Consider the following 20,986-nt stretch of genomic DNA (forward strand, 5'->3'; position numbering starts at 1 on the left):
ACGTATGCCGAGTGGTGCCGCGCCGCACCGACCGGGACCCGGGCGGGTCGTGCCGTCCTCGACCTACCGGCTGCAGGTCCAGCCTGAGTTCACCTTCGGCGATGCTGCCGACCAGGCCGACTACCTTGCGGCACTGGGGGTATCACACGCCTACCTGTCGCCGATCCTGGCGCCGGCGCCAGGATCGGCGCACGGCTATGACGTGGTGAGTCACGAGTTCCTCAACGAGGAGGCCGGTGGGTCGGAGGGCTTCGACCTGCTGACGGGCGCCCTCCGGCAGGCGGGGCTGGGGACCGTCGTCGACGTGGTGCCCAACCACATGACGACCCCGACCCCGGCCTCGCTCAACCATCCGTGGTGGTTCCTGCTCCGCGACGGCCGCGAGTCGGACCACGCCCACTGGTTCGACGTGGACTGGGAGGCCGAAGACGGTCGGGTGCTCGTTCCGGTCCTCGGACAGCCACTGGAGTCGGTCCTCGCCGCGGGCGAGCTCGCCCTCGAGTCCGGGGGAGGCCCCCACGGCAACGAGACCGTGCTGCGCTACTTCGACCACGAGTTCCCCGTGCGAACCGGGACCGAGGGGCTCGACCTGCCGGAGCTCGTGGCTGCCCAGCGCTATCGACTCTGCGACTGGCACGAGGGTGGGAGCCGGCTCAACTACCGTCGCTTCTTCGACGTGACGACCCTGGCTGCCGTTCGGGTCGAGGTCGAAGACGTGTTCGACCACACCCACCGCCTGTTGCTCGAAGAGTTCCGGGCCGGCACCATCGACGGCTTCAGGATCGACCACCCCGACGGGCTGGCAGATCCCGGCGGCTACCTCGCCCGGCTCGCGGACGCGACCGGGGACGCCTGGGTCGTCGCCGAAAAGATCCTCGAGGGACACGAGCAGCTGCCCGACGACTGGCGCTGCGCGGGCACGACCGGTTACGACACGATGCTGCGCGTCCAGCAGGTCTTCGTCGACCCTGCGGGCGAGCAGCCACTGACCGACCTGCTCACCGAGCTCGTGGGGGAGCAGCAGGACCTCGAGGCGGTGGTCCACACCGCGAAGCGACAGGTCGTCGCCCAGGTGCAGCAGGCAGAGGTCAACCGGCTGATGCGACTCGTCGGCCGGGTCCTCGTCGGTGAGGACCAGGCTGCCCTGCGACGTGGACTCGAGGCCCTGCTCGTGTCGATGGATCGCTATCGGGCCTACCTCGCCCCCGGGGCCGAGCCGGATCCCGAACAGCTCGCAGTGCTGGCTCACGCCGAGGCCCGGGCAGCCGAGCTGGTCTCGGAGGAGGACCGCGACGCGTTGGCGATGGTGGCCCAGCTCGCGTCCGGAGGGCACCTGCCCGGTGCGCAGGTCGACACCCGCGGTGCCCAGCGCGAGTTCGTCGTGCGGTTCCAGCAGACCTGCGGACCGGTGATGGCCAAGGGCATCGAGGACACCGCGTTCTACCGCTTCGCCCGCCTCACGGGGCTCAACGAGGTGGGCGGGGACCCCGGCCGCCTCGGCCTCGCCCCGGGCGAGCTGCATGCCTTCGCCGCCCGGCAGCTCGCCACCTGGCCGACGACGATGACGACGTTGTCGACCCACGACACCAAGCGTTCCGAAGACGTGCGAGCCAGGCTGTCCGTCATCTCCGAGGTGCCGCAGGAGTGGGCCCAGTGGGTGAGCGCGGCCCGTGACCTGGCCGCTCCCCACCGAGGATCCCGGCTCGACGCGCCCACCGAGTACCTGCTCTGGCAGACCGCCGTGGGCGCGTGGCCGATCAGCACCGACCGGCTGAAGGCCTACGCCACCAAGGCGGTGCGCGAGGCCAAGCAGCACACGACCTGGACCGAGCCCGACGCCGGCTACGAGGCAGACGTGGCGGCGTTCGTCGAGGCACTGACGACGGAGCCGGCTCTCACCGACCACCTCGCGGAGTGGGTGGAGCTGACCGCGGACGCTGCCCGCGCGACCACGCTGGGACAGAAGCTGCTCCAGCTCGTCGTCCCGGGCGTCCCGGACGTCTACCAGGGCACCGAGCTCGTCGACCTCTCGCTCGTCGACCCCGACAACCGTCGTCCCGTCGACTACGCCTCGCGTCGCGCCCGGCTCGCCCGGCTCGACGCCCGCGAGGCCCCGGGCGACGTCGACGACGAGAAGCTGCTCGTCACCTCGCGCGCGCTGCGGCTGCGGCGTGACCACCCCGAGTGGTTCACGGGCGGTCAGGCCACGTATGCCGCCGTCCCCACGTCGAACGAGCACGCCCTGGCAGTGGGTCGTGGCGATGCGGACGGGGTGGAGGTGGTGGCCGTGGCGACCCGACTCAGTGCGCGGCTGCGGTCCGACGGCGGGTGGGGCCAGGCGACGATCACGCTGCCCGAGGGCAGCTGGGTCGACCTGCTCGACGCCGACGGCCCCGGACGACCGGTGCACGGCGAGATGGAGCTCGCGGGCGTGCTGCGTGCCCTTCCGGTTGCCTTGTTCGTACGGCATGACAGCCTTGACCCGCGATGAAGACGGCTGACATTGAGATGAACACGGCGGAGACAGTCACGACGCTCCTGCCAGGGCCCGAGCTCACGGTCTGGGCTCCCCACGCCCACACGGTAGAGGTGGAGTGGGCTCTCGACGACGCCGCGGCCGAGCGCTCGGCCATGGAGGCCAAGGGGGACGGCTGGTGGCGCTGGCAGGCGCCAGCGAAGGTGCCGTCCACCGTGGGGCCGGGGACGGCGGCATACCCCGTCCTCGACTATGGCTTCCGGCTCGACGGCGGTCCGGTGACCCCGGACCCGCGGTCCGCATGGCAGCCGCATGGCGTGCACGCAGAGAGCCGCTACTTCGATGCCACGGCGCACACCTGGCGGGACGCCACCTGGGCTGGACCGCAACAGGGCGAGGGTGTGCTCGGCGGGGTCGTCTACGAGCTGCACGTGGGGACCTTCACCCCCGAGGGCACCCTCGATGCGGCGCAACACCGGCTGCAGCACCTGGTGGACCTCGGTGTCGACGTGGTCGAGCTGATGCCGGTGGCGTCGTGGCCGGGGCGCTGGAACTGGGGCTACGACGGCGTCGGGCCGTGGGCCGTCGACGCGGCGTACGGCGGCCCGGCGGCTCTCCAGCGGTTCGTCGATGCCTGCCACCGCCTGGGGCTGGGCGTCTGCCTCGACGTGGTCTACAACCACCTGGGGCCGGTGGGGAACTACCTGTCCCGGTTCGGGCCGTACTTCTCCGGCACCCATCCGACACCGTGGGGCGACGGACTCAACCTCGACGGCACGGACAGCCTGCACGTTCGGCGCTGGATCGTCGACAACGCGCTGCGCTGGTTCGGCGACTTCCACGTGGACGCACTGCGGCTCGATGCCGTGCACGAGCTGCACGATGACTCCGGTCGACACGTCCTCGCGCAGCTCGCCGACGAGGTGGCGGCGCTGAGTGCGCGACTGGGACGCCCGCTCGACCTGATCGCCGAGAGCGACCTCAACGACCCCCGGACCGTCACGCCCACGGGCGAAGGCGGGCACGGCATGGACGCGCAGTGGGACGACGACGTGCACCACGCCCTGCACGTCACCCTGACCGGCGAGACGCAGGGCTACTACGCCGACTTCGCCGGGCACTGTCCGGCGCTGCCCGACGGGGGGCCGCTCGCGGTCCTCGCCAAGACCTTGAGCAGGGCCTTCCTGCACGACGGCAGCTGGTCGAGCTTCCGCGAGGCTGACTGGGGCGCCCCCGTCGACCGCGCACGACTGGACGGGCGGCGGTTCCTGGCCTACCTGCAGACCCACGACCAGGTGGGCAACCGGGCGCTGGGCGACCGCATCTCCGCCCTCGTCACCCCCGGCCGACAGGCGATCGGCGCGGCCCTCTACCTCACCGGACCCTTCACCCCGATGGTCTTCATGGGGGAGGAGTGGGCGGCGCGGACGCCGTTCCAGTTCTTCACCGACTTCGACGACCCCGCGATGAAGGTCGCCGTGACCCAGGGCCGGCGACGCGAGTTCGAGGCCCACGGGTGGGCGGCCGACGACGTCCCGGACCCGCAGGACGAGCAGACCTTCCGCCGCTCGCACCTGAGCTGGGCCGAGCTCAGGGGAGAGGACAACGCGCGGATGCTTGCGTGGTATCGCGACCTGATCTCGTTGCGACGCATGGAGTTCGACCTCAACAACGGGCGGCTCGACGAGGTCGAGGTCGACTTCGACGAGAGCGACGGGTGGCTGGTCATGCGGCGTGGCGCGTTCCGCATCGTCGTGAACCTCGGGGAGTCGCGCTGGACGGTGCCCCTCGACGCCGAGCCGGAGAGCGTTGTGCTCGCCTGGGAGCCTGGGCAGACCCGGTTGCGCGGCGATGGCGTGCACCTGCCGCCCTTCACCGCGGCGGTCGTCCGGATGGGTCAGCCGACCTTGGGCTAGCCGACGGGGAGGTCGTGGGCCACCCAACCTCTCAGGACGAGGACTCCTTGACCCGGACCATGCCTTCTTGCGCCACGGTGGCCACGAGGGTGCCGTCGGCCGCGAACATCCGCCCGATGCCCAGACCGCGTCCGCCGGAGGCGGAGGGCGACTCCTGGCTGTAGAGGATCCACTCGTCGGCGTGCACCGGACGGTGGAACCACATGGCGTGGTCGAGGCTCGCCGGTCGCAGGCGCCGGTCGGTCCACGTCAGTCCGTGTCGACGGATGACCGGCTCCAGCAGGGTGTAGTCGGAGGCGTAGGCGAGAACAGCGGCGTGCACCAGTGGGTCGTCGGGCAGCCTGCCCAGGGCCTTCATCCAGACACTCTGGTGGGCCACCTGCTCCGGACCGGGAGCGACGAACAGGTTGTTCTCGACGTGGCGGTGCTCGATGGGGCGCTTGGTGAGGTGACGGGCGCCCGGGTGGTCGATCCCGCCGAACTCGTCGGCCAGGGATCGCAGCTGGTCGGGGCCCGGGACCTCGGGCATCGGGTCCTGGTGGTCCAGTCCGCCGGACTCCTCCTGGAAGGAGGTGATCATCGACAGGATGGGCAGGCCGTCCTGGATCGCGTGCACCCGCCGCGTGGAGAACGAGTTGCCGTCGCGCATCCGCTCGACGGCGAACCGGATCGGCTTGGTGTCGTCGCCCGGGCGCATGAAGTAGCCGTGCAACGAGTGGATCCGCCGCGCCCCGTCGCCGTCGTCGATGTCCTGCATCGTCCGACCGGCGGCCATGACGCACTGCGCGAGCACCTGCCCGCCGAACACCCGGCCGTGCGGCATCCTCTGGCTGCGCCCGAGGAAGACCGTGGCACCTGACTCGCCGAAGTCGGCCCGGTCCCCGACCCCTTCGACGGTGATCCGGGCGGTACCCAGCTCCTCGAGGTCGAGGGTGTCGAGCAGGTCAGCCAGCGGGTCGAAGTCGGGGGAGCTCTCGTCGGTCACGCACCGACCCTAGCGGGGCCGCCCACCCGCTCACTCAGCAGACCGAAGGCCCCTGCTCATGCCGGCGGCGGTGACCGCTCACGCGACGAGCGGTGACCGCTCAGGCAACCAGCGGTGACCGCTCAGGCAACCAGCGGTGACCGCTCACGCGACGAGCGGTGACCGCTCAGGCAACCAGCGGTGACCGGCCGTGACGCGAGGGACGGGCTGACTGGGCGTCCGCCCAGGCCAGTGCGAGGCGTTCGACGGCCTCGTCGACGACCTCGGGCGAGTGCCCGGTGAAAGGCAGTCGGACGAAGCGTTCCATGCCGCCCTCGACGGCGAACTGAGCGCCCGGTGCCAGGACGACGCCGCGCTGGTCGGCCGCAGCACACAGGGGAGTGGACAGTGCATCCGGCAGTTCCACCCACAGGCACAGCCCTCCCTCCGGCATGCGGAAACGCCACTGCGGCAGGCGATTTCGCAGTGCGTCCACGAGCGCGTCCCGACTGGACACAATGGCAGCGCGCCGCTCGGTGATGATCTGCTCACGGTGGGCCAACAGGTCGGTCAGCACCAGCTGTTCGAGAACCGGGGCCCCCAGGTCGAGGGTCAACCTCGCGCTCACCAGGGTCGCCATCAGCTCACGCGGCGCGCGGATCCAGCCGACGCGCAGGCCACCCCAGAAGGACTTGCTCGCGCCGCCCAGCGTGACCGTGCGTGGGTGGTGTGCCGCGAGCGGCCGTGGCATGACCAGGCTGGGGTCGTGGGCCAGGTCGACGAGCGTCTCGTCGACGATGCCGACCGTGTGCGTGCTGGCCAGCGCGCCGGCCAGGTCGGCTCGCTGCGCATCAGGCATGAGGGCGCCGGTGGGGTTGTGGAAGTCGGGGATCAGGTAGGCCGCCCGGGGAGCGGTCTGCCGCAACGCGGCATCGGCCGCATCCACGTCCCAGCCGTCACGATCGAGCGGCAGGGCAACGGGACGTGCGCCCGAGCGACGCAGCGTGTCGATGGCGTTGGGGTAGGTCGGGCTCTCCAACAGCACCCGGTCGCCGGGCGAGAGCAGGGCCCGGGCGGCAACTGCCAGACCGGCCAGCGCTCCGCTGGTCACCATGATCTGGTCGGGGGTGGTTGCCAGCCCCCGCTCCGTGAAGCGGTCGGCCAGGGCTTCACGCAGGCTGGTCAGGCCCAGCGGGTGGTATCCCGTGCCGGCGAGGTAGCGAGGCAGTTCGAGCATGGCGCGCTCGTAGGCCGCCACCGTCCCGCCCGGGGCGCTCATGGAGGCGCAGGTCAGGTCGACGACATCACCGACGAGCTGGTCCGAGGTGGGGTGCAGTGCGGTGCCCTGGCGCCGGCCAGACGTCTCCCCCGGTAGGGCCGCGACGCTCCCGGAGCCCTGGCGGGAGGCCAGGTAGCCGCGGTCGCGCAGCTCGGCATACGCACGGCTGACGGTGGTGCGGCTCACGCCGAGGGCGCTGGTGAGGTCGCGCTCGCTGGGTAGCCGGGTCCCGACCGGGACTCGACCATCGGCGACGAGCAGCCGGACGGCGTCGGCGAGGCCGCGGTAGGCCGGGGTCGTCTCCAGAGCTGCGCCGAGCATGGGGACCAGCCGGGACGCTGAGATGCTTCGTGCCACCATGCAGACCACTTTTGCACAATTGGATATGGAAGAACAGACCAATCAAGTCCAATCTTGGGTGCATGACCCGAACCAGCCTGGCCTCGATGACACCGGTGGAGCAGCTGCGCGCCGGGCGGACCACCCGGCGACTACTCCAGCTCGCCGTCGGCCTGACGCTCTACGGGGTCTCGATGGGCATGATGGTCCGGTCAGGGCTGGGGCTCGACCCGTGGGACGTCTTCCACTACGGGATCGCCCAGCACCTGCCCGTCAGCTTCGGCACCGTGACGATCATCGTGGGCGTGGCCGTGTTGCTGTTGTGGATCCCGCTTCGCCAGTGGCCGGGCCTCGGCACGGTGGCCAACGTCATCGTGATCGGCCTGGCGACCGACGCCACGCTCGCTCTGCTCGATGCGCGTCGCGCCATGCCTGTCCGGGTGGCGCTGCTGCTCGGGGGGATCGTGTCCAACGGCCTGGCGGGCGCGCTGTACATCGGCAGCCAGTTCGGTCCCGGCCCGCGGGACGGCCTGATGACGGGCTTGGTGCGACGCACCGGACGCAGTTTCAGGTTGGTGCGCACCAGCATCGAGGTCACCGTGCTGGTCGTGGGCTGGCTCATGGGCGGTGTCGTCGGCCTCGGCACGATCCTGTATGCCGTGTTGATCGGACCCGTGGTGCAGGTGTTCCTGCCGATCTTCACCGTGCCGTTGGACTCGCCGCGCACCGGCCGGCTGCCGGGTGGCAGCGCCGGCTCAGGCGTCGAGGGCCAGAACGAAGGGCAGCACGCCAGCGGCGCCGGCGCGACGCAGGGCGGCAGCGGCGACGGTGAGGGTCCAGCGCGAGTTGGCGACGTCGTCGACGAGCAGGACGGGGCCGTCGAGCCCGCGCAGCGCTGACGCCTGCTCGGGGCCGACCTCCAGACGGCCCCAGACACCGGCGAGCCGGAACGCGCTGTTGCCACCCGCTTCGCCGACCGGACCACCGTCCACCGGGTCGAGGGCGCCGAGCCACTGCATGCGGCCCAGCTCGGCGATGCCCCTGGCCAGCGACTCCACGAGCTGTGGCCTGGTGCGTGAGGGCACCATGGCGACGGCCACGGGACGCTGTGTCCACCCCCAGTCGCGCAGGATCGGCACGCAGGCACGCAAGAGCTCGGGCGGCACCTCGGCATCGGGGGCCCTCAGCAGGCTGCGCAGCTGCTGTCCCCAGCCGAGGTCGGTCAGCCGCGCCACCGCGCGCCCGGTCTCCATGGCCTCGTCGGCCTTGATCTTGCCGCGGACGGGCACGCCGAGACGGTCCATTCCCGACGGCCACTGGGCGCGGGACTCCAGCTCCACGCCTGCACGCTCCAGCCGCCCACGGGCGGTCGTGACCGCAGTCTGCGGGATGTCGGTCGGGAACCAGACCCCGGCACACGAGTCGCAGCGGCCGCAGCTCGCAGCGGAGTCGTCGTCCAGCGACTCCTGGAGGAAGGCCATCCGGCACTCCGCTGTCTGCTCGTAGGTCACCATCAGGTCCTGCTCCCGGACACGAGCGGCGGTGACTCGCTGATAGCGCTCGGCGTCGTAGCTCCACGGCTGACCGGTCGAGGTCCACCCGCCGGGCACCCGCTGGACCGCGCCGTCGACGTCGAGCACCTTGAGCAGCAGCTCGAGCCGGGTGCGACGGATGTCGACGATCGACTCGAGGGCCACGGTCGACAGCGCCTTGCTCGACTCGGCCAAGGCAGTCAGCACCGCGTCGGCCTGCTCCTGGCGGGGCATCGAGGCCGAGGCGAAGTAGGCCCAGATGTCCTTGTCCTCCGGGCCCGGCAGCAGCAGGACGTCGGCACGCTCGGTCGCGCGGCCGGCACGACCGACCTGCTGGTAGTAGGCCACCGGTGACGACGGCGCACCGAGGTGGAGCACGAACCCGAGGTCCGGCTTGTCGAAGCCCATGCCCAGTGCGGACGTCGCGACGAGCGCCTTGACCTGGTTGTCGCGCAGGCTCGCCTCGAGCCGCTCGCGGTCGGCCGGGTCGGTGCGCCCGGTGTAGGCGCGAACCTCGTGGCCGGCCTCGCGCAGCGCCACGGCGATGTCCTCGGCGGCCGAGACGGTCAGGGTGTAGACGATCCCGCTGCCGGGCAGAGAGTCGAGGTGGGCCAGGAGCCAGGCGAGTCTCTGCTCGGGAGAGGTCAGCGCCATGACACCGAGCCGCAGCGAGTCGCGGGCGAGCCCGCCCCGCAGCGTCAGCACGTCGTGGCCGCCTGCCCCGAGTTGCTCGACGACGTCGGTGACGACGCGGGCGTTGGCGGTGGCCGTCGTGGCGAGCACGGGGGTGTCGGCCGGGAGGGTGGTGAGCAGGTCGCGGATGCGGCGGTAGTCGGGACGGAAGTCGTGGCCCCAGTCGGAGACGCAGTGTGCCTCGTCGACGACGAGCAGGCCACAGCGGCGGGCGAGGTCGGGCAGCTGCTCGTCGCGGAACCGCGGGTTGTTGAGTCGCTCGGGGCTGACCAGGAGGACGTCCACCTCGTCGGCCGCGAGGGCCGCGGAGACCTGCCCCCACTCCTCGGCGTTGGCAGAGTTCATGGTGACCGCACGGATCCCCGCCCGGCCGGCCGCCGCGACCTGGTCACGCATCAGCGCGAGCAGGGGCGAGACGATCACGGTCGGGCCGGCACCGGCGGCCCGACGCAGGGCCGTGGAGACGAAGTAGACCGCCGACTTGCCCCAGCCCGTCCGCTGCACGACGAGCACGCGCCTCCGACCGCCCACCAGCGCCTCGACCGCGTCGAGCTGGCCGTCGCGGAACTGCGCGTCGTCGCGCCCCACCAGCCGGCGCAGGACGCTCGTGGCGGAGTCCCGCAGGTCGGCGCCCGGGTCCTCGCCGAGCTCAGCGCGCCGGTCGAGGTCTGCAGTGGTCTCCATGGCGACCACCGTATGCCGCGGACCTGACACCCCTGCGAGGATGTCCACATGGCCCCCGACCACGACACCCACCAGGGCACGCAGCAGGCCACCGACGACGCGCCGGCACAGACCATCGCCCGGGCATCGCGCTACCGGGTCAACGTGCCGTTGCGCTGGAGCGACATGGACGCCTACGGCCACGTCAACAACGTGCAGTTCCTCCGGTTGCTCGAGGACGCCCGCGTGATCGGCTTCGAGGACTGGTTCGGGCAGGACCGCTCGGTGCTCGACGAGGGCATCCTCGTGGCCCGTCACGAGATCGAGTACCTCGCACCGCTCCTCTTCCGCGTGCCCCCGATCGTCGTCGAGATGTGGGCCACCAAGATCGGCGGTGCCGGTTTCGACCTGGCCTACGAGGTGCGCGACGGCCGCGCCGCGACCGAGGGTGGGGACGGCGACATCATCTATGCGCGCGCCGAGACCACCCTCGTCCTCTATGACTTCACGACGAGCACGCCGCGGAGGATGGACCAGACCCTGCGCGCCATGCTCGAGGAGCACTCGGGCAGCCCCGTCCCGTTCCGCTGGCGACGACGCTGATGGAGCTGACCTTCCCGGACCTCCAGGGGATCGACGACCTGCGCACCTATGTCGCGCGCGCCAAGACGGCCGACGAAGACGGTGCGATCCGACTGCAGGCCCAGGGCCAGACCCTCGCTGCCTACGTCGGCGTGCTGCCGGGCAGCGGCCTGATGGCCGAGGGTGTGGTGATCGGTCTGAGGGCCATGCCGCTGGCCGCGCCCGCCGACGTCGACGTCACCGTCGCCCTCAGTGCGATCAGTGACCGGCTGGCACGGGGATCCGGCACGACGCTGCCCCTCCCGCCCATGACGGTCAACGTCGCCTGGGCGGCGATGGCGCCACCGCGTGGCGGCTGGGAGCGCGTGGGTGCCCTCACCGCCGACGAGGTGTATGCCGTGGCGCGCCACGGCATAGAGGAGGTCGCCTCCGGTGCGCCCGCCGACGCGGGTGGAGCGGCGGTGACAGCCCTCCGCAAGCAGGTGTGGGGCCGGCTCACGAGCACGACCCCGCCGGTGCCCGCAGGTGGTGCGTTCGCGGCATACGTGCTGGGCTTCGTCGCGCCGAGCCAGGGTCCGGTGCCAGCTCATGCCGCGGCGCCGGACTCAGAGGTGACGGTGTGGGCGCAGGGCCGCTGGACGCGGCTGTCGACGCCCGCAGGTCACGTCCTGATCCGCTGACCGGCCACCGCCACGAGGCTCGCGACGACGCTGAGTCCCAGCCACATCGTCACGAACACCGGTACGTCCTGGCCGGCGGCGGTGTGGCGGGCCGCGAACACCGCGCCGGCCGCAGCGATGCCGAGCACCGAGCCCAGGACGTCGGCGAGCTGGAGCGACGAGGAGGTCGAGCCGTGTTCGGACGCCGGTGTCAGCGTGAGGGAGAGCACGGACAGGCTCGCGGTGCCCAGGCCCATCCCGAGTCCGCACGCGACCAGGGCCAGGGCGACCAACCACGGGTGCCAGTCGAACTGGGTGACGGCCACGACTCCGAGCAGTCCCACGGTCAGCAGCAGACCTCCGGCGACCACGAGCTCGTGGCGGCGCCCGGCCCAGCGGTCGCGGCCCTGGACCCATGACCCTGCGGACCAGCCGAGTGAGCCGACGGCGAGGATCGTGCCGGCAGTGGCGAGGGTCTGCCCGCGCTCGTTGACGAGCATCAGCGGGATGTACGTGATGGTGCCGAAGAACGAGCAGGTGAGGAGGAACCGGGCCAGCATCACCGACGGCAGTCCTCGACGCATCAACCAGGTGCCCCCGGGGAGCAGCAGCGGCGCGATGCCGGCGATGCCGAGGACGCCGACGAGAGCGACCACGGTCTTGGGCGACCAGCTGAGGTCGAGGTCGTGGGTGCCCCATTGCAGGGCCCCTGCGGAGGCCGCTATCAGCACCCCGAGCCAGGCTGCCCGCGCATGCTCTCGCCGGTCGCGGCTGGAGCCGTCGATCCCCTCGCTGGCGCTGGCGATCTGCCCTCGGCGGGCGAAGACCATGACGAGGGCCACGACGACCGGGAGCACCACGAGCCAGAACACCCAGCGCCACGACCACGTGGTGGTGACCCACGCAGAGATCGGCGGACCGAGCAGCGAGGGGAGGACCCACGCGGCCGAGATGACGCTGAACACCTTGGGGCGCAACGACTCCGGATAGGCGCGCCCGATGACGACGTAGCCCGCGACGATGATGAGGCCGGCGCCGAGGCCTGCCACACCGCGTCCGGCGAGGAACGGTCCGAAGGCCTGTGAGCCGCCGCAGAGGGCGCACCCGGCGGCGAAGAGCACCTGTCCGGCAAAGAGGGACGGCAGCGGCCCGGAGCGGTCGCACCACACCCCGGCGAGGACGATGCCCAGCAGCTGGGTCGTCAGCATCACCGAGAACGCGAGTCCGTAGGACCGGACGGCGTCCAGCTCGCGGGCCGCGTCCGGCATGGCGGTCGAGACCGCCATGCCCTCGAACGCGATGACGGTGATCAGGGCAAGGAGCGAGATGGACAGCAGCAGGTAGCGCGGGTGGAACACCCCCACTCGGGGCTCGCCCTGGTCCGACCCCGGGCCAACGCCCCTGGTGTCACCCCCACTTGCGAGCTCTCCGTGCGACGGGTGCGGAGTCGGGCTGGTCACCGGCTCAACGGTACGCCGCGCTCGGCGAGCACCTCGGCAAGGGTGTCGATGCGGTCGGACACGATCCCGTCGACACCGAGGTCGAACAACCGGTGCATCTCCGTCGCGTCATCGATGGTCCAGACGTGCACGTGCTTGCCCATCGCGTGGACACGTTCGACCAGCGCGGGGGTCACCAGGTCGAGTCGGCGACCACCGACCACGTGCCCCGTGGGGATCTGAAGGACGGCGGCGGGGGAGCGCAGCCAGCCCGCGATCCGCTGCGGGGCCAGGCGGAGGGCGGCGACCTCGGCCGGCCCCGTCGCCGTCGCGAGCCCGGGCCCGAGCAGTCGACGCACGGCTCGCAGCCGACGGTCGGAGAAGGAGCCCACACACACCCGGTCGATCGCGCCGTGGGCGTGGATCACCTCGGCGAGGGGCTCAATGGCGCCCGGGGCCTTGACGTCGATGTTGAGGCGGGCGGAGGGGAACTCCTCCAGCAGGTCGGTCAGCAGCGGGATCGTCTCGGTCCCGTTGATCCGTGCGGACTGCACTGCTGCGTAAGGAAGTTCGGCGATCCGGCCGTGCCGATCCGTGACCCGGTCGAGCCGCAGGTCGTGGAATGCCAGCAGCACGCCGTCGGCCGTCGCGTGGACGTCGGTCTCGAGGTAGCGGTAGCCCATTCGCACGGCCTCGCGGAAGGCCGCCATGGTGTTCTCGAGGTGCAGGTTCGCCGGGAGCTTGGCGCCACCGCGGTGGGCCAGTCCGATGGGCGTCGGTGCGTCGAAGAAGGCAAAGTCCGCTGCTCTCACCGGTCCATTCTTCCCGGACGTGGTGATCGTCGTGGTGCCGGATGCCACCCTCGCCCCCCGTCGGGGTGAATGTGGCCCGCGGAATTGCCCACCGCGTTCACCCACATGCCTCTGACCTGCAGGAATACACTTGCTGTCAGCCAGTGCTGACGGGGCACGGCGGAGGGGGGATTTGACCATGCACGACCAGCTCGACCTCCTACGGACGCTCTCCGCCTTCACTGCAGACCTCGTCAGCGAGTACGACATGGAGGACATGCTCCAGAACCTCGCCGAGCGGGTCACCGAGGTCCTGGGGCTGGCTGGCAGCGGCGTCTCCCTCGACGTCGACGGGCGGTTGTCCTTCGTGTCGGCCGTGACCGGTCCCGTAGCGAAGCTCGAGCGCCTGCAGGAGTCGCTCCAGCGGGGGCCCTGCGTCGACTCCTGCTACTCGGGGGTCGTGGTCGCGATGGGTGACGTCAGGGACGCGGAGGACCGCTGGGGCGACTATGCCCAGGTCGCCCTCGGCCTGGGGGTCCAGGCCGTGGCAGGGATCCCGATGACGTTGAAGGGCAAGGGAATCGGTGCCCTGAATCTCTACGCGGCCGATGTACGTGACTGGTCCGTCGAGGATCTCGCCGCGGCCCAGGCGATGGCTGACATGGCCACGGCCTACCTCGCCAACGCGTCGCGGCTGCAGCAGCAGGTGGACCTGTCGGAACAGCTCTCCCGCGCCTTGACCTCGCGGGTCGTGCTGGAGCAGGCCAAGGGCGTGCTCGCCGAGGCGGCGCATGTCAGCGTGGACGAGGCGTTCCAGCGGATCCGCGTCTGGGCGCGCAACCACAACACCCCGCTGCACGCCGTGGCGGCGCAGGTGGTCGAGGACGGCCTGAGGCCCTGACCCGAGCGAGCCCGGCGGTTCTGGTCCGAGGGGCTGATCAGTTGTTGGAGCTGCCGGGCGTCATGACCAGGCCCGGCAGGTCGCCGCGCCGCCAGGCGGTCCGCCGGGACCTCAGCTCCGCGACCAGCGCGCGCTCCCGCGCGATCCAGGGCTGTCGCGCCGGGTTCACCACGAGTCGCCCGTTTCGGGGCACGAACGGCTCCAGGTTGCGCAGGACGTCCTCCGCCTCCGTCAGCTGGGCGACGAGCGCCCGCACCGTCTCGGACGGCAGGTGGCGGGCCGGCGGTATCGGGGCGGGCGAGCGCTGGGGCTCGGTCTGTGCGGTGTGGGACTGCGCCCGGGAGTCGGTCGGGGACTCGGACTCGGAGTCGGCCTGGGACGAGGCCTGGGACTGGGTGTGGTTCTCGAGCTGCTGGGTCACGGCTACCTCCGCATGGCGTGCCTACAGGGCACTGCCGTGCGGTCCAGAGCAGTCGTGGTCTCGTCGTCCCCCGCCCCGGGCGACGACCTCCCGATCATAGGCTGACCTGCGCGGCTGCGCACCCTTTGGGGACAAAAAACCGCAATTGGGACAGCACTGCACCATCACCACCAGCACCAGCACCAGCACCAGCACCACCAGCACCAGCACCAGCACCAGCACCGGGACGCGGAGGAGGGGTATGCCGCGTGGTGACCACGCGGCATACCCCTCCTGGAGCGTGCTGCTAGAGCGCCGCCCAGACCGTGGTGTCCGTGGGCACCAGGCCGTCGTCGGTGAGGGGACCCGAGGCCACGAGGACCGACGCGCCGTCGGGGAGGGCTACTGGTTCGGTGCCGAGGTTGGCCACCACGAGGGTGTCCTCACCCTGACCGGTGTTGACGAGGGCGACCACGTCGTCGTCGAAACCCTCGGCGAAGACCAGTCCGCCGGTGCCGAGGTCGCGCTCCCGGCGGGTCCGCAGCAGTGACCGGTAGAGCTCGAGGGTCGAGCCCTCGACGCCGTCCTGCTGGTCCACGGCGTACTCGCCGTAGATCTCCGGCTGCGGCAGCCACGTCTGGTCGGAGGGCCCGAAGCCGAAGGACGGAGCGTCCTTCACCCAGGGGATCGGCACGCGGCATCCGTCGCGACCCAGCTCCTTGCCGCCAGAGCGCAGGTAGGTCGGGTCCTGCCGCGACGCCCCGGGCATGTCGGTCGAGTCGGGCAGGCCGAGCTCCTCGGCCTGGTAGAGGTAGGCGCCGCCGGGCAGCGCCAGCATCAGCTGGGTTGCGGCACGGGCGCGCTTCAGGCCGAGCGCACGGTCGGGCTGCGGATCCTCGGCGCCGATGCCATTGGGACGCCGCTTGCCGACGGGCAGGCCGAGCCGCGAGGCGTGCCGCACCACGTCGTGGTTGGACAGCACCCAGGTGCTGGGCGCACCGACGGAATCGGCTGCTGCGAGGGAGGACTCGATGACTTCACGCAGGTCCGCGGCGCGCCACTGGGACTGCAGGAAGTCGAAGTTGAACGCCTGGTGCATCTCGTCCGGGCGGACGTAGCGCACCGCGCGCTCCTGCGGTCGGACCCAGGCCTCGGCGACGAGGATGCGGTCGGGCTCGCCGTACTCGGCCAGCACCTTGTGCCAGCGACGGTAGACGTCGTGGACCGCGTCCTGGTCCCACATGGGCGGCATCGGGGCGCCGGGCTTCACCTCGCCGTCGAGGATGTGCAGCTCGGCGTCGTAGTTGGGCAGGCCCTCCTCCTTGATGAGGCCGTGCGCCACGTCGACCCGGAAGCCGTCGATGCCACGGTCGAGCCAGAAGCGCAGGATCGACTCGAACTCGTCGCCGATCTCGGGGTTGTCCCAGTTGAGGTCGGGCTGCTTGACGTCGAAGAGGTGGAGGTACCACTGGCCGGGCTGGCCGTCGGCCTCGGTGATGCGGGTCCAGCCGTCGCCACCGAAGACGGAGTGCCAGTCGTTCGGGGGAGTGCTGCAGTCGGCGCCCAGTCCGTCGCGGAAGATGTAGCGGTCGCGCTCGGGGCTGCCCGGACCCGCGGCGAGGGCGGCCTTGAACCACTCGTGCTCGTCGGAGGTGTGGTTGGGCACGAGGTCGACGATCACCTTGAGGCCGAGCTCGTGGGCCTTCGCGACCATGGCGTCGGAGTCCGCGAGGGTGCCGAACAAGCCGTCGATGTCGCGGTAGTCGGCCACGTCGTAGCCGGCGTCGGCCTGGGGGGACTTGTAGAAGGGGCTGAACCAGACCGCGTCGACGCCGAGCGCCTTGAGGTAGTCGAGCCGGGCGGTCACGCCGGGCAGGTCGCCGATGCCGTCGCCGTCGGCGTCGGCCCAGGACCGCGGGTAGATCTGGTAGATCACGGCATGGCGCCACCAGGCCGCGTCGGCCGAGGCAGCGGGGTGGATGGGTGCGGGTCGGGTGGATTCAGAGGAGAGGGTCGTCGTCACGGTCAACCATGCTGACGCATAGAAGGCGTTCGGGGAAACCAGCCCTCCACCGTCTTGCACTGCGAAACCGACGTTGTCGACGACGACCGACGGCATGCCGCCGCCGAAGGCCAGGGCGTGACCGCCATCGAGAACGTGACCTCGATTCGTCCGGATTGCCGTGGCTTCGGGGCGGGGCGACTTGTTGCTCGGCTCTGGTCACGGGCGGTCTGAATCGGCGCCTCATGACGACGTGCGAGCAACAGGTCGGGGTGCGGGGCGACTTGTTGCGCGGCTCTGGTCACGGGCGGTCTGAATCGGCGCCTCATGACGACGTGCGAGCAACAGGTCGCGGGGAGTGATCAGCCGGTATGCCGCGTGGCTGGGCCGCGTGGCATACCGAACCGTGGCTGGTCCGTCAGTCCTCGAGGGTGTTGACCATCGAGTGCGCGGCGCGTTCGAGGTAGTCGCGCAGCAGCAGGTCGTTGGCCGGAGGGAGGTCGAGGGTGTCCACGGCGGCCATCATGTGCAGGAGCCAGCGGTCACGCTGCGCGGGGGTCACCTTGAAGGGGTGGTGGCGCATGCGCAGCCGCGGGTGGCCACGCTGCTCGGAGTAGGTGCCCGGTCCGCCCCAGTACTGCTCGAGGAACATGCGGAGCCGCTCCTCCGCGGGGCCTAGGTCGACCTCGGGGTAGAGCGCCCGCAGCGGTTCGTCCTGCGCCACGCCGCGGTAGAACTCGTGGACCAGCTTGCGAAAGGTCTCGTGACCGCCGACCTGGTCGTAGAAGCTGCCGGACTGGTCGCCTCCGGGCGTCTGGGGGAGCTGGGTGCTCACGGTGTGCCGCCTGCCGGACCGAACGGCGTCATGACCGGCGCCGTGACGCCGTTCGCGTCGAAGGCCTCCTTGACCCGCTCACGGATCTCACGCGAGACGCCGTACTGCTCCTCAGGTGCGGTCTTGGCGATCACGCGGATCGTCACGACCGACCCGGTGATGGACTCGACACCCACCACCTGTGGTTCGTCGAGGAGCTTGTCCTGCCAGTCGGGGTTCTGGTCGAGGTCGTGCACCACGGTGCGGATGAGGGGGATCACCTTGTCGAGGTTCTCGGAGTACGCCACGGGGATGTCCACGAGCGCTGTCGACCAGCCCTGGCTCTTGTTCCCGATACGGATGATCTCGCCGTTGCGGATGTACCAGACCACGCCCGAACCGTCGCGCAGCCGGGTGACCCGCAGGCTGACCTCCTCGACCGTGCCGGTGGCCTCGCCCGTGTCGATGACGTCTCCGACGCCGTACTGGTCCTCGAGGATCATGAAGATCCCTGACAGGAAGTCCTTGACCAGGCTCTGGGCGCCGAAACCGAGCGCCACCCCGCCGACGCCGGCCGTGGCGAGCACTGGTCCGAGCTGGATGCCGACCGTGGTCATGATCGTGAGGATCGTGATCAGGACGACGACGAAGGTGACCATGCTTCGCAGCAGGGAACCCATCGTCAGGGTGCGCTGACGGTGCCGCTCGTGGGCCGCCCCGGTGGCGTGGGCCAGGACGCGGCTGGCGCGAGTGGTCTCGCGGCTGCGCCGCGCGTCGGACTTCGCGATGGTCGCGGCGACCACCCGACCGATGGACCGCAGCGCCAGCCATCGCAGGATGACGGCCGCGAGCACGGTGATGACGATGTTCAACGGCTTGCCGGTGAACCAGTCCCAGACTTCGTGGGGGGTGACCTCGCTGAGTGCCTTGAGGAATGCGACTGCCTCAGGCATCGGCATCCCGCTGCTGGGCGCGAAGGGCGCGGGCGATCGGGTCGCGGTTCTCGACCACCAGGCGACGCAGGGCCGCGGGGGCATCCTGGTGACCGGTCAGCCACGCCTCCGTCGCCTCGTGGAGGCGCGCATCGGCGAGCGCCATCGGGTAGAAACCGCGGACGAGGATCTCGACGATCGCGTGCGACGTCTTGGTCTCGACGGTGTCGAGCATCGCGACGTACTTCTCGACGTAGGGCTCCAGCAGACGGGTGTCGTGGACGTTGCCGAAGCCGGCGGCCACGGCCTCGAGCACCGAGTTGGGCAGGCCGTCCTCCTCGACGCCGCGATGCCAGGCAGTTGCCTTGGCCTCGGCGGTGGGAAGGGCGGCGCGCGCCTGCTCGGCGCGCTCGCGACCGGTGGCGGTGTTGTCGCGCTGCAGCTCGGCGTCGATGTCGTCGGTCGTGGCCTCACCGCAGGCGGCGAGCGAGGTGAGCAGCGCCCACCGCATGTCGGTGTCGACCGCGAGCCCGTCCAGGACCTGCGTGCCGTCGACCAGACCGCGCAGGTATGCCGCGTCGTCACCACCGCCCTGGTGCGCGGCATACGCGCCCACCAGCTGGAGCTGGGCGTCGCTGCCGGGCGCGGCCGACAGGGCCAGCTCGCGCAGGGCCGCCGCCGCCGCGGCGAGCGTCGGCTTCCTGTGCTCGGGCGCGACGTAGAGGCGCAGGGTGGTCGACAGCTGGCCGAGCAGGGTCCGCAGCAGCGTGGAGTCCGACTCGCCCGGCAGGGAGGCCAGCACGAGGGAGACGAAGTCGCGGGCGCCCATCTCCGCGTCGCGGGTCATGTCCCATGCGGCCCCTAGCACCAGGGCGCGGGGCAGGCTGTCGGTGAACCCACGGGGGTGCGCCAGGGCAGTCGCGAGGGAGCGAGGGTCGAGGCGGATCTTGGCGTAGGCCAGGTCGTCGTCGTTGACGAGCAGCAGGTCGGGCGCGGGACGACCGATCAGCTCGGGCAGGTCGGTCGACTCTCCGTCCACATCGAGCTCCAGTCGGTCGGTGCGCACGAGCGCGTCACCTTCGACGGAGTAGAGGCCGACCGCTAGACGGTGCGGGCGCAGCGTCGGGTAGTCCGGCGCGTGGGTCTGGGCGATCGCGGCAGAGGAGATCAGGCCCTGGTCGTCGGTCTCGATCTCGGGGCGAAGCGTGTTGACGCCGGCGGTCTCGAGCCACAGCTTGGACCACGTGCCGAGGTCGCGACCCGAGGTCTCCTCGAGCTCGTGCAGCAGGTCGGCGAGGGTGGTGTTGCCCCAGGCGTGCTTGGCGAAGTACGCGCGCAGCCCGGCGGTGAACGGCTCACGCCCGACGTAGGCGACGAGCTGCTTGAGGACCGAGGCGCCCTTGGCGTAGGTGATGCCGTCGAAGTTGACCTCGACGTCCTCGAGGTCGTGGATCGGGGCCACGATCGGGTGGGTGGAGGACAGCTGGTCCTGGCGGTAGGCCCAGGCCTTCTCGGAGGTGCCGAACGTCGTCCAGGCGCTTGCCCACTGGGTGACCTCGGCCTGGCAGGTGGTCGACGCCCACTCGGCGAAGGACTCGTTGAGCCACAGGTCGTTCCACCACTTCATCGTGACCAGGTTGCCGAACCACATGTGGGCGAGCTCGTGGAGGATCGTCAGCGCCCGGCGCTCGACGATCGCCTCGGTGACCTTGGAGCGGAAGACGTAGACCTCGCTGATGGTCACGGCCCCGGCGTTCTCCATCGCACCCATGTTGTACTCGGGCGTGAAGAGCTGGTCGTACTTCTCGAACGGGTACTCGCAGTCGAACTCGTCCTCGAAGAAGGCGAAGCCCCGCTTGGTGCAGTCGAAGATGTTGTCGGCGTCCAGGTGCTCCAGCAGCGACTGGCGGCAGAAGATACCGAGCGGCACGGTGCCGCGCCGCGTCTCGACCTCGTCGCGAACCACGGCGTACGGCCCGGCGATCAGGGCGGTGATGTAGCAGGACATCCGAGGCGTCGTGCCGAACGCCCAGGTGGCCGCACCCTCGCCGGCCGGGGTCGGTTCGGGAGTGGGGGAGTTGGACACCACCTGCCAGTGGTCCGGCGCCGTGACGGTGAACCCGAAGGTCGCCTTGAGGTCGGGCTGCTCGAAGACGGCAAACATCCGCCGGCAGTCGGCCACCTCGAACTGGGAGTAGAGGTAGACCTCGCCGTCGACCGGGTCGGTGAAGCGGTGCAGCCCCTCGCCGGTGTTCATGTATGCCGCGGTGGCGTCGACCGTGAGCATGTTGCGCTCCGCCGTGGTCGGCAGCTGGACGCGGAACCCGTCGAAGTGCGTAGCGGGGTCGAGCGCCTCACCGTTGAGGGTGATCGCCTCGACCGACGGTGCGATGAGGTCGACGAAGGTCGCTGCCCCGGCCTCGGAGCTCGTGAACGTCACGGTGGTCGTGCTGCGGAACGTGGTGTCCGAGGTCGTGAGGTCGAGGACGACGTCGTAGTGGTCGACGGCGATGACGGCGGCGCGGGCGGTGGCCTCGTCGCGGGTCAGGTTCTTGCCAGGCAACGGTGCTCCTGCGGAGGTTCGGGGTGTGTTCGAAGTGCTCG

15 protein-coding genes and 1 pseudogene are annotated in these 20,986 nt (G+C 70.8%); 6 read left to right on the forward strand and 10 right to left on the reverse strand.

What is annotated here, in order from left to right:
• The first annotated feature begins 4 nt into the window (after nt 1-4).
• Complete coding sequence (gene treY, locus AC1DWP_RS00090) at nt 5-2,491, forward strand: malto-oligosyltrehalose synthase (protein ID WP_477612423.1); 2,487 nt, start codon at nt 5-7, stop codon at nt 2,489-2,491.
• Nucleotides 2,488-4,392, forward strand: coding sequence for a malto-oligosyltrehalose trehalohydrolase (treZ, locus tag AC1DWP_RS00095; RefSeq protein WP_477612424.1), 1,905 nt, complete (start codon nt 2,488-2,490; stop codon nt 4,390-4,392). The genes treY and treZ overlap by 4 nt, the downstream gene beginning before the upstream one ends.
• A gap of 31 nt (nt 4,393-4,423) precedes the next feature.
• Here treZ and AC1DWP_RS00100 read toward each other — a convergent pair whose 3' ends face one another.
• Nucleotides 4,424-5,377 (reverse strand): acyl-CoA thioesterase, encoded by a 954-nt coding sequence (locus tag AC1DWP_RS00100; RefSeq protein ID WP_477612425.1) that lies wholly within the window; start codon nt 5,375-5,377, stop codon nt 4,424-4,426.
• Nucleotides 5,378-5,543: 166 nt separating this feature from the next.
• Nucleotides 5,544-6,995 (reverse strand): MocR-like transcription factor YczR, encoded by a 1,452-nt coding sequence (gene yczR, locus AC1DWP_RS00105; RefSeq protein WP_477612426.1) that lies wholly within the window; start codon nt 6,993-6,995, stop codon nt 5,544-5,546.
• 86 nt (nt 6,996-7,081) lie between these two features.
• Here yczR and yczE point away from each other — a divergent pair.
• A pseudogene (gene yczE / locus AC1DWP_RS00110) lies at nt 7,082-7,609 on the forward strand (membrane protein YczE); the annotation flags it as partial.
• A 120-nt stretch (nt 7,610-7,729) separates the two neighbouring features.
• On the opposite strand, the gene AC1DWP_RS00115 reads toward yczE, so the two are convergent.
• Nucleotides 7,730-9,883 (reverse strand): RecQ family ATP-dependent DNA helicase, encoded by a 2,154-nt coding sequence (locus AC1DWP_RS00115; protein ID WP_477612427.1) that lies wholly within the window; start codon nt 9,881-9,883, stop codon nt 7,730-7,732.
• Between the two features lie 48 nt (nt 9,884-9,931).
• Here AC1DWP_RS00115 and AC1DWP_RS00120 point away from each other — a divergent pair, with 48 nt between their 5' ends.
• On the forward strand, nt 9,932-10,465 hold the full coding sequence (locus tag AC1DWP_RS00120; protein ID WP_477612428.1) for an acyl-CoA thioesterase: 534 nt from the start codon (nt 9,932-9,934) through the stop codon (nt 10,463-10,465).
• The gene (locus tag AC1DWP_RS00125) at nt 10,465-11,124 is read left to right on the forward strand and encodes a DUF8185 domain-containing protein (protein ID WP_477612429.1); all 660 of its coding nucleotides are present in this window, start codon (nt 10,465-10,467) and stop codon (nt 11,122-11,124) included. The genes AC1DWP_RS00120 and AC1DWP_RS00125 overlap by 1 nt, the downstream gene beginning before the upstream one ends.
• Here the strand turns inward: AC1DWP_RS00125 and AC1DWP_RS00130 are convergent.
• Together AC1DWP_RS00130 and AC1DWP_RS00135 are read right to left on the reverse strand one after the other, a co-directional pair.
• Nucleotides 11,106-12,563: an MFS transporter gene (locus AC1DWP_RS00130; RefSeq protein ID WP_477612430.1), complete on the reverse strand. Its 1,458-nt coding sequence runs from the start codon at nt 12,561-12,563 to the stop codon at nt 11,106-11,108. The two genes, AC1DWP_RS00125 and AC1DWP_RS00130, sit on opposite strands and share 19 nt — an antisense overlap.
• Nucleotides 12,560-13,354: a glycerophosphodiester phosphodiesterase family protein gene (locus AC1DWP_RS00135; RefSeq protein ID WP_477612431.1), complete on the reverse strand. Its 795-nt coding sequence runs from the start codon at nt 13,352-13,354 to the stop codon at nt 12,560-12,562. The genes AC1DWP_RS00130 and AC1DWP_RS00135 overlap by 4 nt, the downstream gene beginning before the upstream one ends.
• A gap of 178 nt (nt 13,355-13,532) precedes the next feature.
• Between AC1DWP_RS00135 and AC1DWP_RS00140 the strand changes: the two genes are divergently transcribed.
• A complete protein-coding gene (locus tag AC1DWP_RS00140) occupies nt 13,533-14,234 on the forward strand; it encodes a GAF and ANTAR domain-containing protein (RefSeq protein ID WP_477612432.1) in 702 nt (233 codons plus the stop codon).
• Between the two features lie 37 nt (nt 14,235-14,271).
• Here AC1DWP_RS00140 and AC1DWP_RS00145 read toward each other — a convergent pair whose 3' ends face one another.
• The 5 genes from AC1DWP_RS00145 to pepN form a co-directional block, all read right to left on the reverse strand.
• Nucleotides 14,272-14,655 carry a hypothetical protein gene (locus AC1DWP_RS00145; protein WP_477612433.1) on the reverse strand — a complete coding sequence of 128 codons (384 nt, stop codon included), beginning with the start codon at nt 14,653-14,655 and terminating at the stop codon, nt 14,272-14,274.
• A 286-nt stretch (nt 14,656-14,941) separates the two neighbouring features.
• Nucleotides 14,942-16,657 (reverse strand): glycoside hydrolase family 13 protein, encoded by a 1,716-nt coding sequence (locus tag AC1DWP_RS00150; RefSeq protein ID WP_477612434.1) that lies wholly within the window; start codon nt 16,655-16,657, stop codon nt 14,942-14,944.
• A 397-nt stretch (nt 16,658-17,054) separates the two neighbouring features.
• Entirely contained in the window at nt 17,055-17,471 is a 417-nt protein-coding gene (locus AC1DWP_RS00155) for a globin (RefSeq protein WP_477612435.1), read from the reverse strand.
• Nucleotides 17,468-18,403 (reverse strand): mechanosensitive ion channel family protein, encoded by a 936-nt coding sequence (locus AC1DWP_RS00160; RefSeq protein ID WP_477612436.1) that lies wholly within the window; start codon nt 18,401-18,403, stop codon nt 17,468-17,470. Before AC1DWP_RS00160 ends, AC1DWP_RS00155 begins: the two co-directional genes overlap by 4 nt.
• Nucleotides 18,396-20,945, reverse strand: a complete 2,550-nt coding sequence (gene pepN, locus AC1DWP_RS00165; RefSeq protein ID WP_477612437.1) for an aminopeptidase N — start codon at nt 20,943-20,945, stop codon at nt 18,396-18,398. The genes AC1DWP_RS00160 and pepN overlap by 8 nt, the downstream gene beginning before the upstream one ends.
• Nucleotides 20,946-20,986: the final 41 nt, after the last annotated feature.

It is taken from the genome of Pedococcus sp. P2_F6, from assembly GCF_056403675.1.